This is a genomic window from Streptomyces sp. NPDC048295 (assembly GCF_040652135.1).
In the GTDB taxonomy this organism is placed as follows: Bacteria; Actinomycetota; Actinomycetes; order Streptomycetales; family Streptomycetaceae; genus Streptomyces.
In genome coordinates, this window is the sequence record NZ_JBEZLL010000014.1 from 1 (window position 1) to 14,026 (window position 14,026).

At 67.5% G+C, this 14,026-nt stretch carries 13 protein-coding genes and 2 pseudogenes; 2 read left to right on the forward strand and 13 right to left on the reverse strand.

Annotated features, from left to right (window positions below; translation table 11 throughout):
• Positions 1–130: 130 nt before the first annotated feature.
• Positions 131–679, forward strand: a complete 549-nt coding sequence (locus tag AB0D53_RS21180) for an alpha/beta hydrolase (RefSeq protein WP_362449174.1) — start codon at positions 131–133, stop codon at positions 677–679.
• Between the two features lie 90 nt (positions 680–769).
• Here AB0D53_RS21180 and AB0D53_RS21185 read toward each other — a convergent pair.
• The 13 genes and pseudogenes from AB0D53_RS21185 to AB0D53_RS21245 form a co-directional block, all read right to left on the reverse strand.
• A pseudogene (locus tag AB0D53_RS21185) lies at positions 770–1,516 on the reverse strand (IS3 family transposase); the annotation flags it as partial.
• A gap of 5 nt (positions 1,517–1,521) precedes the next feature.
• On the reverse strand, positions 1,522–1,848 hold the full coding sequence (locus tag AB0D53_RS21190) for a transposase (RefSeq protein ID WP_362448809.1): 327 nt from the start codon (positions 1,846–1,848) through the stop codon (positions 1,522–1,524).
• Between the two features lie 51 nt (positions 1,849–1,899).
• Positions 1,900–2,970, reverse strand: coding sequence for a terpene synthase (locus tag AB0D53_RS21195; protein WP_362448812.1), 1,071 nt, complete (start codon positions 2,968–2,970; stop codon positions 1,900–1,902).
• Between the two features lie 210 nt (positions 2,971–3,180).
• Positions 3,181–3,951: an ABC transporter permease gene (locus AB0D53_RS21200; protein ID WP_362448816.1), complete on the reverse strand. Its 771-nt coding sequence runs from the start codon at positions 3,949–3,951 to the stop codon at positions 3,181–3,183.
• The gene (locus tag AB0D53_RS21205) at positions 3,938–4,954 is read right to left on the reverse strand and encodes an ATP-binding cassette domain-containing protein (RefSeq protein WP_362448819.1); all 1,017 of its coding nucleotides are present in this window, start codon (positions 4,952–4,954) and stop codon (positions 3,938–3,940) included. The genes AB0D53_RS21200 and AB0D53_RS21205 overlap by 14 nt, the downstream gene beginning before the upstream one ends.
• A 67-nt stretch (positions 4,955–5,021) precedes the next feature.
• Positions 5,022–5,942: a DUF2332 domain-containing protein gene (locus AB0D53_RS21210; protein ID WP_362448821.1), complete on the reverse strand. Its 921-nt coding sequence runs from the start codon at positions 5,940–5,942 to the stop codon at positions 5,022–5,024.
• 32 nt (positions 5,943–5,974) lie between these two features.
• Positions 5,975–6,964 carry a polyprenyl synthetase family protein gene (locus AB0D53_RS21215; protein ID WP_362448823.1) on the reverse strand — a complete coding sequence of 330 codons (990 nt, stop codon included), beginning with the start codon at positions 6,962–6,964 and terminating at the stop codon, positions 5,975–5,977.
• A gap of 51 nt (positions 6,965–7,015) precedes the next feature.
• Complete coding sequence (locus AB0D53_RS21220; protein WP_362448825.1) at positions 7,016–7,369, reverse strand: polyprenyl synthetase family protein; 354 nt, start codon at positions 7,367–7,369, stop codon at positions 7,016–7,018.
• Positions 7,370–7,765: 396 nt separating this feature from the next.
• The gene (locus AB0D53_RS21225; RefSeq protein ID WP_362448827.1) at positions 7,766–7,903 is read right to left on the reverse strand and encodes a hypothetical protein; all 138 of its coding nucleotides are present in this window, start codon (positions 7,901–7,903) and stop codon (positions 7,766–7,768) included.
• 562 nt (positions 7,904–8,465) lie between these two features.
• Entirely contained in the window at positions 8,466–11,369 is a 2,904-nt protein-coding gene (locus AB0D53_RS21230) for an AAA family ATPase (RefSeq protein WP_362448829.1), read from the reverse strand.
• Positions 11,370–11,514: 145 nt separating this feature from the next.
• Positions 11,515–11,958: pseudogene (locus AB0D53_RS21235) on the reverse strand (molybdopterin-dependent oxidoreductase); the annotation flags it as partial.
• A 25-nt stretch (positions 11,959–11,983) separates the two neighbouring features.
• Positions 11,984–12,403, reverse strand: coding sequence for a PaaI family thioesterase (locus AB0D53_RS21240; protein WP_362448831.1), 420 nt, complete (start codon positions 12,401–12,403; stop codon positions 11,984–11,986).
• A gap of 74 nt (positions 12,404–12,477) precedes the next feature.
• A complete protein-coding gene (locus tag AB0D53_RS21245; RefSeq protein ID WP_362448833.1) occupies positions 12,478–13,104 on the reverse strand; it encodes a TetR family transcriptional regulator C-terminal domain-containing protein in 627 nt (208 codons plus the stop codon).
• A gap of 304 nt (positions 13,105–13,408) precedes the next feature.
• Here AB0D53_RS21245 and AB0D53_RS21250 point away from each other — a divergent pair, with 304 nt between their 5' ends.
• The gene (locus AB0D53_RS21250; protein ID WP_362448835.1) at positions 13,409–13,837 is read left to right on the forward strand and encodes an OsmC family peroxiredoxin; all 429 of its coding nucleotides are present in this window, start codon (positions 13,409–13,411) and stop codon (positions 13,835–13,837) included.
• Positions 13,838–14,026 lie beyond the last annotated feature (189 nt).

Here is a 14,026-nt window from a genome sequence, read left to right on the forward strand (position 1 = left end):
GGGGTCGCCCGCGTGGGGGGGCTGGGGGTGCGGGCGCCTGCGGCGGGCGGTCTAAAGGCCGGCTCGGCCCCCAAATCCGCTGCGCGGGCTGGCCGGCGACGCGGCCTACCTCCGCAGCTTCCTCGACACCATTCACGGGCCGGTCGTGCTCGCCGGCCACTCCTACGGCGGCGCCGTGATGACCGAGGCCGCCGTCGGCGACCCGCAGGTCAAGGCGCTGGTCTGCATCGCCGCGTTCGCCCTCGCCAAGGGTGAGAGCGTGAACTCGCTGGGCGCCAAGTTCCCGGCGACCGCGCTCAGTACGGCGCTGACGCCGGCCTCATACCCGCTGGCCGACGGCGGCACCGGTGTGGAGCTGTACGTCCAGCCCGCCAAGTTCCACGAGGTGGTCGCCGCCGACGCGCCGACGGCGATCACCGATGTGGCGGCGGCCGCCCAGCGTCCCGTGGCGGCGAGCGTCTTCGCCGAGAAGACCACCGCGGCAGCCTGGAAGGCCATCCCTTCCTGGGATCTGACCACTACCCAGGACCAGGCCATCGACCCTGCCGAGCAGGAGTTCATGGCCAAGCGCGCCCATGCGCACATCGAGAAGGTCGCGTCCTCCCACGCGGTTCCGCAGACGCACCCGGATGCGGTGACCGACATCATCGAGCAGGCGGCCAGAGCCATCTCGCGCTGAGGAGAGAACGGAGTGCGGTCCACCCGGACCGACGTACTCGGCGGTGGCGAGCTCGACGTCGGACAGCGTCTTCCACGGCCGTCGGGGCTTGATCAGCTCGGTCTTGAACAGGCCGATCGTGCTTTCCATCAGGGCATTGTCGTAGGCGTCGCCGACCGATCCGATCGAGGCGGCGATGCCGGCAGCGTCCAGGTGCTCGGCGAGCCGGAAACTCGTGTACTGCGACCCAGCGTCCGAATGGTGGATCAACTCGCCTGGCTGTACAGGGCGTTGGTCATGGTCGCGTTGCCAGAGCGCCATCTCCAGGGCGTCCAGCACGAAGACCGTTTCCTTCACGGTGGCTGCGGACCCGCCGACGATCCGGCGGGAGAAGGTGTCCACGACGAAGGCGACGTAGACGACACCTGCCCAGGTTTTCACGTGGGTGAAGTCCGCGACCCAGCAGCGGTTCGGGGCGCCGGCAACGAAGTCGCGGTCCAGTAGGTCAGGGGCCCGCTCGACCTGCCCGCCGGGCAGCGTGGTGATCACGCGTTTGCCGCGGACCGCTCCGGCGATGCCCAGCTCGCGCATCAGACGTTCGACGGTGCAGCGGGCCACACGGTGGCCCTGCCGGTTCAGCTCACGCCAGATCTTCCTCGTCCCGTAGACACGGTAGTTGGCCTCGAAGGCCTCGCTGATCCGCTCCTTCAACTCGGCGTCCCGCACGGTCCTGGCCGATGGCGCCATCCGGCGTTTGTGGTGGGCGTAGTACGTGGACAGGGCGATCTTGCAGTCGTGTGCGGTCAGCACGCGGCAGATCGGCTCGACACCGCCGAAGCGGCCCTTGTGCTCGTCGATGAAGGCTACGAGCGCGTGTGTGGCCGGTCGAGCTCGGCCGGGAAGAAAGACGCCGCGGCTTTGAGGATCTCGTTCGCCCGCTTCAGCTCGGCGTTCTCCTTCTTCAGCCGCTTCAGCTCGGCAGATTCCTCCGTCGTGGTGCCCGGACGGGTACCAGCGTCGATCTGGTCCTGCCGGACCCACTTTCGCAGGGTCTCGGTCGTGCTGATGCCCAGCTTCTGGGCGACCGCTTTCATCGCGGCCCACTCGGTGTCGTACTCCGGCCGCACCTCGGCGACCATCCGCACCGCACGACGGCGCAGCTCAAGCGGGTACTGGGAAGGACGTGCCATGACTCGATCCTCTCAAATGATCGAGTCCCTACCGAACCCGGAACGGTTCAGTCAGGGGTTGAGCTGCTGCCACCACCAGGCGACTGCGGGGACATCGATGGGGGTGTCGCTGCCGCGCGTGGGTGCGGTGGCCCATGTGTTCGGCAGACGGGCGGGGTTGTCGGGGTTGAGATAGCGCTCGGAGGTCGTGGCCCACTCGACGTTCGCGCGGATCCAGTGACCGAGCGATGTCACGTAGCGATGGAGCTCAGCCGAGGCTGTGGCGTACACCTGCGTGCTCAGCTCGTTGAAGAGGACCATGATGCGGTCGCGCAGGAACATCGCCTCCGGAACCATGCTCTGCACGGGTTTGTCCGTGGCGTTGGCGAGGACATCGAGCAGGTTCTGGTGGTCGCCGTCGCGTATGTGTTCCTTGTGGTAGGAGAGGATGTCGTTGTCCCATCCGACCAGTAGGCACGTCGCCTCAGTGAGGGCCCGCACATCGGGGCGGTCGAGGTCCATGGGCGAGACCTCGTAGCCGTCGGCGATGTCCAGCAGCATCACGCTGACCTTCATGGCCCCGTTGTGAATGCGCAGCAGCGCGTAGTCCTCGAGGTCGGGTGTGATCGCCTCGACGCGGTTCGCCGCCTCCCAGACCTGGCACAGGAAGTACATGCGCATCGCGTCGGTCCAGCGCTCGATCTGGACGGGCGACGCGACCTCGCCCAGACGCAGCCGCAGGTCGCGGAAGGCTGCCTCGTAGGCGAAGCATGAGCTGTCCGGTGACGGCATCGTCTCGGGTGCTTCGAGGATGCGTAGCAGTCGTGTCAGTACGCGGCTGAGTTCGCCGGGGCGGTGTCCCAGGTGGCCCTCGTCGCAGTGGGCGTCGTCGAAGGCGAACAGCCACATGAGTGCGTCCGAGGAGATCTGCGTTGCTTCCGGATTACCGTTGGGCGACGTGAGAGCGGCGAGCCTGCCCACACCGACGCGTTCCAGGCGCATCCGCTGGGACTCGTCGTCGTAGAGACCGAACCTGCGTACCCACTCGGTGGTGGAACGGTCGAAGGATGCCGCCATGGGGTGCTGGGCCGGTGGGATGGGGCAGTAGAAGGGTGCCAGGTCGAGAGCAGCCGCAGTGGTCATGTGGTGTGCTCCAAATACTTGCATTGTCACGTTGGGCAGGCGCAGCGGGCATCGGGACGACACCCTCGCGCCCTGGGCTCGTGCAGGGGGCTTGAGCATGGTCGGAGGGCGAGGAATGACTCCGCCTGGCCGGCGTTGAGTCGCGGATTCTCTTCCTGGGCGAGCTTCTGGCTGCCTGCAGGCAGGCGTGGCGCTCGGCTCCCGTTCTCCTCAGGTGTTGTGCCTGCTGAAGGTGTGCAGGGCCCATCCAATGGAGACGAGGGTGAGCGCTGCCAGGGCGAGTGCGCCGGGGAGAAGCGTGTGTGCGGTGTAGTCACCGCGGAAGGCGGCTCGGCTCGCGTCCATGACGTGGGCGACGGGATTGATCCTGGACAGCTCCCACAGCCAGGTGGGGGCGAGTTCCGGGGTGATGGGCAGCAGCGTTCCCGAGAGCAGGAACAGTGGCATGAGCAGGGCGTTGAGGACGGCCGGGAGGGCCTCCTCGCTCCGGATCCGCAGTGCGAGGCCGTAAGAGCAGGACGCGATGGCCGCCGACAGGAGCGCGGCCATGAGCAGGCACAGGGCCAGTCCGGCGACGGGCGGGGTGACGTGGAAAGCGAAGTGGCAGACGAGCACGATGACGCCGGCCTGGATCAGGACGTTGACCGCTACCGTGCAGACTTTGCCGAGCAGCAGGGCGGCGGGACGCATCGGGGTGACCCGGAAGCGGTCCAGGACCCCGGAGCGATACTCGGCGAGGAGACTGAGGCCGCAGAAGGAACTGCCGATGATGACCATTTGGTACATGAGGGCGGGCGCGAAGACGTTCCAGGTACCGCCGGGGGGAAACCCGGGAGTGTAGGCGACGTACTTCTTGAGTAGCGGGCCGAAGAAGAACATGTACAGGACCGGTTGAGCCAGTCCCAGTACCAGCCAGGTCGGCTGGCGGTAGCGGTGGGTCATCTCCCGGGACCACACCAGCCATGTGTCACGCGGCAGCATCAGAGGGTGTTTCCTTGTCAGGGGCCGATGGGGTGGACGGGCTACGCTCGGACTCCCGCAGGGTGCGGCCGGTGAGGATGAAGAACACGTCATCGAGGGTCGGCCGGGTGACCTGGAGCGAGTGCGCCGGGATGTGTGCCGCGTCCAGGGCCCGTAGCAGGTCGGGCAGCATCGTGTGGGCGCGGGGTATCCGGAAGCGCACCAGATCGGCAGTCGTCGAGACGTCCTGGACTCCGGCGATCCTGCGCACGATTGCGGCGGTGCCGGCGATGTGGTCGGCGGTCACGCCGACGCTCACACCGTCACCAGAGACCTGTGCCTTGAGGGCATCCGGTGTCCCCTCGGCGATGATCCGGCCCTGGTCCATCACCAGGATGCGGTCGCACAGGGCGTCCGCCTCGTCGAGGTAGTGGGTGGTGAGGAACAGCGTCATGCCGCTCTCGGCCCGCAGACGGCGGATGTGGTCCCACAGGTTGGCCCGGCTCTGGGGATCCAGGCCGGTGGTGGGCTCGTCGAGGAAGAGCAGGTCGGGGGAGTGGATCAGACCGAGTGCGAGGTCGAGACGGCGCCGTTGGCCACCCGAGAGCGTGCGGGCCGGGCGCCGCTGCAGAGCGGTGAGCTCCAACTGCTCGGCGAGTTCGACGGCGCGGCGACGCACATCGGATCTGGTCAGGCCGTACAGCCTGCCCTGGATGTGCATCTCCTCCGCGACCGAACTCTCGGGGGAGGTGCCGAAGCCCTGCGCGACGGAGCCGATGCGCCGGCGTACCCCTCGCGGGTCCTTGAGCAGGTCGCAGCCGGCCACGGTCGCCGCTCCCGCCGTGGGTACCAGCAGGGTCGTCAGCATCCGCAAAGTCGTTGTCTTCCCCGCGCCGTTCGGTCCGAGAAAGCCGACGAGTTCACCGGCCGCGACGGTGATGTCGACGCCCGCCACCGCCTGGACGGCGGCCCCCCTGCGGCCCTTGGCCCGGAACTGGCGGGCCAGTCCGCGTGCCATGATCATGAGATCCAGGGCACGTCCTTCCACAGTCACCACATCCTTCGGCCGGTGCGCGAGGCGGTCGGAAGTGTCATGAGTAGACCGTCATCTGAAGTCGTGGGACTTCGGCCCAGGCCCTGGGCTCGTAGCAGACCCGGGCCAGCCGGGTACGCCGGGCCGAGGCGGTCATGATGTCCTCGATCTCCGCCTGTGCCGACGGACTCAGGTACGACCAGAAGAGGCTGTGCCAGACCACCGTGCACACCCCGCGGCCGACGGGCTTGGCCAATTCCTTTCTCAGCCACCGAACCGCGTCCGCCTTCTCGACGCGCACGCCTCCGCTCGCTGCGAGCGTGATCGCGTCATCAAGTTCCAGCTGCGCGACCTCCCACTCGGGGGGGACGAAGGATCGCAGGATGTTCGCGTCGTCGTGATCGGCGGGGTCGCGTGGCGCGAGGTCGCATCCCGCCCTCTCCACGATCTCGAAGTCGCCCGGCCAGGGTCCGTCCGCCGCCAGCCGCACGGGCGAAGCGCTGTCGCCCCACTCCCAGCCGACACCGAACCACCGGTAGCGGTCCAGGATGAGGTTCAGACCCGCGCACGCACCGATCTCCAACAGCCGTATCTTCGGCGCTCCCAGCATGCCCAGGCCGCGCAGGAGGACTCCGGCGCGGCTGGGCAGATGCTGCTGTACAGGCCGGTCAAGCGCGGCGAGGATCTCGTCCGGGTGGCCGAGCAACACCTCGCGGAACAGTTCCCGTGTACGTTCCGTGTAGGCGGGGTCGTCGATGTCGGCCGTGAAGCGCTCGAGGTGGGCCGCCAGATCGGGCCCATGTCCGGCCGACAGCAGGAGCTTCACTCCGGCCAGCACGCGCACGCCGAAGAGGGGGACGGCGGCGTCCCGGTGGCTGGCGGCCAGCACTTGGACGGGGCCACCGCTTTCGATGTCGTCCGTCAGCAGCGTCAGCAGGTGCCTCGACATCGGCATCTGCCCTGCCATCGACGCAGCCATCGCCCGCAGGCTGAGAACGCTCTCCTTAGGGATCACGCTGCACCCGCCATCTCGGGCACGCGCGCTTCCAGGGCTGATGCGTTGACCATCCATTGGATCAGATCCCGGTGCTCGCAAGGCTCAGTCAGTTCGGTCAGGAGCTCCGACAGAGTCAGGCGGATCGCGCCGACACGCTGGTTGTAGACCTCGGCGAGGTCCTGTCGGACCAGACGTTCGCGCAGCAGCCGGCGGGCCGAGACGTCTTCCACGGCCCGGGAGTGGAGCATCTGCAGCTCCTCGGATCCCCGGGAGCCGGCCTGCTCCAACGCGAGGGCCAGCAGCAGGGTTCGCGTGCCGTTGGCCAGGTCCTCGTCCCTGGTCGACGTTGCCGAGGCGCGGTCGTTCGCCAACTGCCTCAGGACGCCGAAGAGCCGGCCGAACACCCGCCAACCACGAATCGCATCGTCAGTGGCGTCGGACAGCATGGCAGCCATCGCGGCATCCCGCCCGTAGGGTGCGCCCGTCTTTCCCGCGTAGATCCGCATGACGGTCGCCCAGGAGGATGCTCCCGCGTCGGCGGACACATCGCCGAGCTGACCCTGGGCCGCATCGAATTGACAGGCGGTGAACTCCTGCAGCCATCGCGACCTGAGCACGGCAGGGAGCGCCAGTTGTTCGATGGACGCCTCGGGTATCAAGGTCATGCACGCCACACTGGCGATGCTGGCCTGCGTACCGGACAGCCCGACACTTGCAGGATCGAAGTCACCATCGGCGACATCGTCGAAGACTTCGGCTCCGGTCCACCAGATGCGGGAGAACGCCGTCAACGGCACCGCCAGTTCCTCGTCCGCGCCGAGTGCGCCGAGGATCGGGAAAGGCAGCAGGCGGAAGGTGTTGCCCACGGTGCCGTCGCTGTCGAGCAGGCGGCGGACTGCCGCGATCAACGACTGGTGGCTTCCGGCCAGCAGATCGAGTGCCGACCGTACGGCCGCTGCCACGGAGTCCTGTCTTTCCAGAAGCCGTTCGTAGGTTTGAGTCACGTTTCTCGTAGCCATGGTTTCTCTTACTCGCCGATCGGTTCTTGGGCCCAGTCAGAAGCCCCGGTCAGCCGCGAGCGCCGCGACCTCCCGAAGGACCGCTGCCGCCGTCGTGGAGATGGGGGCCTTGGAGAGGGCCTCGAGGGCTTGCTGGTACCGAGTGGCGATCACGTCCTCGACCAAGGCGCGGGCACCGCTGGAGTCCGTGATCGCTTGGGCGCGGGCCGCGCCGTCCTCATTCAGGTCCGGCTGACCGACCAAGCCCTGCAGAATGCTCCGGGAGTGGGCATCCGCAAGGCGCAGGGCGGCGGCCAGCAGTACGGTGTGCTTGCCCTTGCGAAGGTCATCGACGGCGGTCTTGCCGGTAACCGCCGGATCACCGAAGACGCCGAGGAGGTCGTCGCGCATGTGGAACGCCTCGCCCAGGGGCATGGCGAAGCGTGTCAGCGCCGCCCGAAGGGCGCCCACAGGTGCAAGGGACGCTCGATGGTGTACTTGGCGGCTCCACCTGCCCGAACGCTGGCCCTGGGCCGACGACTTCACCCGGCCCCTCGACCTGGTGCACGCACCGCCACCCACCGCCTGAGAAGTCCTGACCACCCGCCCGCAAGGGCCCGAGAGCACCGAACACGTGGAAGAGCTGGACAGACCAGCAGGTACTCCCTGCCCGAACGGCCAGATCATCCCGCCGACCGCCAGGACAACCCCCGAAACGCTCACTCCGAAAACAAGCCGGTGGATCCGGGTTCAGCAGGGGCGCGGGAACAACCCACGCCCCTGCCAAACACTCAAGGGACGAGCGGGTCAGCAGCCGCCGCCACCGTTGTGGCCAGGGTTGGTCTCGTTCACAACGTCGAGGTTGTCGAACTCACCCTCGGCGTCGGCGTTGGCCGACTCCCACTCACCGGCCAGCAACTGCTCAACTTCGACAACGGTGTTCATCGTTACTCCTGTTCAATACAGTCGGTAAGAAACTCGAAGTGCCTTTCTGACAATTGAAAACCTACGAGCGCCACTCAGGAGAGACATCCCCCACCTGGGGGAGCAATTCGTGATTCCCGACTGCGTGCACGGGCTCACCCAAAGAGGTCGCGTCGCCGGCAGCGCGTCGGGAGCGACGACGACGACCACGATCTCGACACACAAGGTCGGGCCGAGCTGACTCGTTTCCGATGGCTGCCTGCCCAGGTTCCTCAAGTTGCCGACCAACCCGCGGAGTCGCCGCCCGTGCGGTCAGCTGCGCAGTAAGGGGACAGCGGCGCACCCGTTCGTCTGGAAGCCGTTGAACTCAAGGGTTGACCGATGGCCTGTGGCGGGCGCATTCACGCTCAGCCAGACGGGGTTGGCGTTGCTCAGGATGCCAAGGCTGCCGAACCCACCCTCGACACCGGCCCAAACCGCTCCCCCCTCACCAGCAGTCGCGCACCTGCGAGCGCCGCGCAACAGCTGCGATCCCCCCGGTAGCGGGCGCCGCAGAACCTCCGGCGGCTACCTCTCGTGGCGGTCACCGGTCGCGCGCAGTATCCTCAGCGTGCTGCTGCGAGGCAATGACCGCGACCTCGACGCGGGAGTTCAGGCCGAGCTTCGCCAGAATGCTCGAAACATGCGTCTGGACGGTGTGGCGCGACAAGCGCATGCGGCCGGCGATGCCCGGATTGGACAGTCCTTCGGTAACCAGCGCTGCCACCGTGCGTTCGGTCTCGGTCAGCGCCTGCCAGCCCGTCTTGGGCCGCCGGCGGGGACCGGTGACGCCGCGCCGCACCCCGAGTTGACGCAGACGGGAGGTCACCCGGGACAGGTCCCATTGCGCCTCCAGCCCGGTATAGAGCTCCTGAGCTGCTTGCAGTTCGGCACGCGCCTGTGGGTGGTTTCCGGCCGCGGCGAGCAGCACGGCTGTGCACTCATGGGCATAGCCCTGGTGGAGCGGTCGACACGCGCGGCCGTAGGCGTGAGCGGCCTCTTGGGACAGGTGGGGGTCGCCAGCGACTACCGCGCTGCACAATGCGGCACCACCGAGGATGCCCGGCACTCGGGGGTGGTCGTCCGCGATGTGCTTCATCTCATCGGCTACGCCCCCGACGCGGCCTCGATCCTCGAGCAGGTGAGCGAGGCGGGCGATATCCGGTACGAGTTGCAGCCGAAGCGGCTTGGAGCGGCCTTGATCGGGGTACTGCTCCCAGGTCTCGACCAGCAGGTCCAGTGCCAGATCGGGGCGGCCGTCGGCCTCGTGGACGAGCGCCGCAGCCCACGGCAGGATGAGTGTCCCGGACAGTGTGGCACTGTTGGTGTGCGACTGGCCGACGAGTGCAGCCTGCGCCTTTGCGCGGTCGTCGCGGTGGAGGGCGATCAATGCGGCGTGGCCGCGGAGCGCCGGGGCTATCCCAAGAGGGTCGCCGGTGTGCAGGCCAGCCTGAACACTGGCCACAGCGTCGTCCCAGCGGCCACTCAAGTACCGCAACCACGCCTGCACTTGGTAATGCATGGCGAGCAGAGACGGAGCATTGCGTTCACTCTGCCGCAACCCGACCTCGATTTCCTCGTCCGCCTCGTCCAGCCGGTCCAGTTCCATGAGGACGGCGCCGCGGAGCAGGTGGGGGCTCATGGGCTGATCCGGGCGGATGTCGTGGTCGCCCATCGCCGCGAGGGCGCGGTCGACCAAGTCAAGCGCTTCGGGCAGCTCCTGCCGCCGGTAATGGATGTTTGCCTGATTCTTCAGTGCGTAGGAGACACCGTAGAAGTCCTTGGCCCTCCGCCCTGCGGCAAGTGCGCGAGATGTGGCGGCCTGGGCGGCGTCAAGTCGGCCCAGCATCACGGAACAATGAGCACTGGCGTTGTACAGGCGAGCCGCCTCTGCGGGCTGGAGCTCTGGCGACTCCAAGACTCGGCCGGCCTCGATGACGGCCTGAGCCAGCCTGCCCTGCCGAAGGCAGGCTTGGGTGAGCAGCCAGCCCAACATCGTGACGATGTGGGAGTCCGGCTCTTCCGCAAGCACGGCGCGACACACCCGTTCCCCGTCGACCGCACGGCCAGCGCACAGCAGTGCCTGGGCCAGTTGGACACGGAGGGCGAGCCTCTCGGAATTGCTGGTGTAGGTCACCTTCAGGGCTCGTTGCAATAGATCGACCGCCATGTCGGGCGCTCGCGCTGTCAATGCTTCCGGACCGGAAGCGAGCCACGCGACCGCGGGGGCGTCGAGGGAGCCCGCAGCCCGCAGGTGCGTGGCCACCCGCTCCGCCGGTGCCCTCAGGTCCACCAGGGCATGCGCGACCTGCAGATGCAGGGCGGAACGCAGTGCGGGAGTGGTTTCCTCCAGCAGCACCTGATGGATGAGGTCGTGCCGGAACGAGATCAGCCCTTGGCTTTCGAACAGTGCCCCGTGTTCGAAGCCCTCGCGGACGGCCGCGGTCAGCGCCGTGACGGACAGACCGAGGACTGTGGACAGTTCGGTTGCCGAGAAGGTTCGCCCTAGGAGCGCAGCGAACCGCAGAACCTCCCGGCTACCCGCAGACATCGAGGACAAGTGCCGCCCGATCACGTCGTCCAGTGAGGCCACCTCGGCTTTCACGTCGGCCTGGACCACTTCTGCGCGGCCGTCACCCAAGGCCAGACACCCCTCCTCACGGAGCGCGATGAGCAACTCCGTCACGTACAACGGATTGCCCGCGGCACGTGCGACCAACTCGAGCAGGCCTGGCCCTGCGGCCATTCCCACGACGTGCTCCGTCAGCATCGCCGTCTGCGCCTCGTCCAATAGCTTGAGCCGTAAGGTGGACGCGCCGCGGACTTGGAGACTGCGCAACAGCCCGTCAAGCTCCGCGCCGCACGGCATCGGCCTGCGCGTGGCCACAAGCAGCAGTGGGAGCTGAGGGACGACACGGCCCAGCCGGTGCAGCACCAACAGGCTGCACCTGTCGGCCCACTGGAGGTCGTCCAGTAGCAACACCACCGGACCGGCCGAACACCACCGCTCGACCGCCTCCACGACGGCCTGCGCGACCCGTTTGATGTAACAGGCAGCGCCGCCGTGTATGCCGGCACCGTCGCCCAGCAACTGCGCCACCCATATCTCGTCGGCCTGGGCCCTGTCTTCCTGCTTGGGGAAAAGAGCGCCGATCATGGCGAACGGCAGTTGCGCCTCCATCTCTTCGGCCGAAGCGCGCACTACGCGCATGCCCCTGCTGACGCAGTCGGAGGCGAGCGCGTCGAGCAGGGCGGTCTTGCCGATTCCCGGATCGCCGTCGATCACCACAGCTCCGCCACGGCCTGCCCGAGCCCGTTCAGCCAACCGTCGCAGCCGGTGCAATTCATCGTCCCGCCCCACCAGTGGGCTGGAGCTGGATCGCGTATGTCCCGCGCACTTACTGGCCATCATGCCGGCCGAACGCCGTGACCCGACGCGTTGACGCATCGGCTCCGACCCACCGTCAGGCCCGCCTGGAGGATCGCCCACTCGCCGGCTGACTGGTCAGCATTCAGGGCTGTTGACTGGTGTGAACGCACAGGAATCACTCCCACTCGCGTTGCGCGTATCGCTGGAGAAGCCACTCAGGGTCTTGCAGCGCCTTGCCCTCAGGGCGGACACCGGCGGCGGTGAGGAGCTCGGGGGGCCGCACCCCCTCGAAGGGCGTGTCCGGCACGCCCCAGCCGTCCGTGCCCTGCACATCGCGCACGAGGCGGGTTTGGGGCATGGCCTGAAGTTCGGCGAGCCGGGACGAGCGCGGGCGGTCGACCAGCCCGTCCACGGTGAGCGTGTAGGTGGAAGCGTCCTTGCGGGGAACGCTCGAGGTGACCGAGTAGTAGCGAAAACCCCCAGGATTCGGGAGCAGGTTGCTGAGGCCCGTGGGGGCGTGGTCGCTGACGGTGCTGAGAACGTGGTCCCAGTTGCGACGCAGGAAGGGTGCGGCGACCAGGCTTGCCGCGCCGACGGCAAGGGTCGACAAGAACACTCGACGGCCTATCGGTGCGCTTTGACCCCGTTGGCTATGTTCGGAAGCCATCGTGAATCTCCGGTGCTTGGTGGGCTCAGTTCGCGGGCAGGTGGTTGAAGAGACGAACCTGTCCTCGGGCGATCAGCCTGCGGTCGGTGTCGGTGATCTCAGCCGTCCACAGTTGCAGCGTCCTGCCCTGGCGAACTGGACGCGCCAGCACGTCGAGTCGTCCTTCGCGATGCGGCCGCAGGAAGTCGGTCTGGTTGTTCACCCCGACCGCGTACCCGCCGTGTTCGGCGGCGGCGGCGGATGCGCCGAGCGATGTCACGCTTTCGAGGACCGTGGCGTATACGCCGCCGTGAGTGATCCCCCAAGGCGTGTGGTGCTCGCTCGTCACATCCAGGTGGGCGCGAACCTCGTGGGGTGAGACCGTATCCAGGTGCAGGCCGAGTGCCCGCAGGAACGCGCCTGCGGGCACGGAGGTGGGATCCACCTGTAGGGCTTGGTCGTTCATGGTGTACTCCTTCTGTCTGTCGGGTGGGCGAGGCCGGCCGGTGTCCCTCGCGATGGCCGCGGGGGACACCCGAGTCAGTTCGCGGTCGTGGCTGCCGCGTGCTCGCGAACGGCGCTGTGCGTGGCCCCGGCGTCGGCTGCCAGTGATTCGAACACCGCGGTGAAATCGTCCACAGGGGCCCGATTCCTGGAGATCTTCGCCCGAATGGCGGCGCCCTCCCAGGCGTTGACCAGGAACCGCGCGAGTGTGACGCCGTCCACATCACTGGTGAGCGATCCGGTGGTGCGGGCCTCCTCCAGGGCGGAGGCCAGGCGGACCACCCAGCAGTTGAGACTGCTGTCCACCGCGTCGCGGATCGTGGAGTTCTCTGAGGACAGCTCGGCTCCGAGGTTCCCGATCAGGCAACCTCGCGCGTACTCGTAGCGTTCCAACCTCGCGGCCACGTAGGCGAAGTGGGCGCGGATCCGGTCCAAGGGCGCCATCGACCGGTCCATGAGGATCTCGGTGCCCTGGTCCGCGGAGTAGCGGCGCATGACCTCGGTGGCCATGGCTTCCTTGCTGTCGAAGTGGTTGTAGAAGGACCCCTTGGGTACTCCGGCGGCGTAGGTGATGTCCTTGACTGCACTGCCTGCGAACCCGTGTTCGTGGAGGTGGTCGTAGGCGGCGTCGATCAACTGCTCTCGCACGCTGAGCCTGGGCATAGTGCCTCCTTTGCTGCTCCATTCAATATGGCCGGTCGTCTACAAAAAGGCAAGGGGATGGTGGGTGCCGGCGGCGATCATGTGCTATCGCTCACGGCATGGGTGGGCGGTACCTTGCTCGGCTGACAATGCGACCGGTCATATTCAAGCTGGGAGAAGGTTCACCTGGCCGGTTGTCATATGGGGAGGTCCCAGGTCGAACTGAGGCTGCCCGGCGGGGAAGGCTAGGGACGTGCACACCTCCGCCGGGCAGTCGACCCAGTCACCGCGCCTCGCGGCGCGACCAACAGGAGGTGCATCGGCCGTGGCTTTCATCCGTCAAGCGCACACCGTGTGGGAGGGCGACCTGCTCTCTGGGAGCGGCGTGACCGGCTTCGACTCCTCGGGCATTGCGGACCAGGCGGTGACCTGGGCGTCCCGTTCGCAGGAGTCCAATGGCAAGACCAGCCCCGAGGAGCTGATTGCCGCCGCGCACACCAGTTGCTTCTCCATGGCGCTTTCCAGCGGTCTGAGCCAGGCCGGCACCCCGCCGACTCGGCTGCGAACCAGTGCCCAGGTCAGCTTCGTGCCGGGGACCGGGATCACCGCCATCGCGCTGACGGTCGTCGGCACCGTTTCAGGGCTGAACGAGGCCGAGTTCATCAAGGCGGCCGAGGATGCCAAGGCGAACTGTCCCGTGAGCCAGGCTCTCGCAGCTGTTCCGATCACCATCCAGGCGACGCTCAGGGGTTGAGCGCGGGCGGCTTCCAGCGGCGCTGTCGGCTCCTGGGTCTGCATGTTTGCGGCCCAGGGGCCGTCGGCGTTGACAGCTGGTCAAGATCGCTCCATGTCCGCCAGGACCAGCACCCAGTGACCCACTGGAAGGCCAAGATCCACGCGCCGAAGCCTCGTATGGGTGATGTTCACGAGTTTTGGTTCTGGC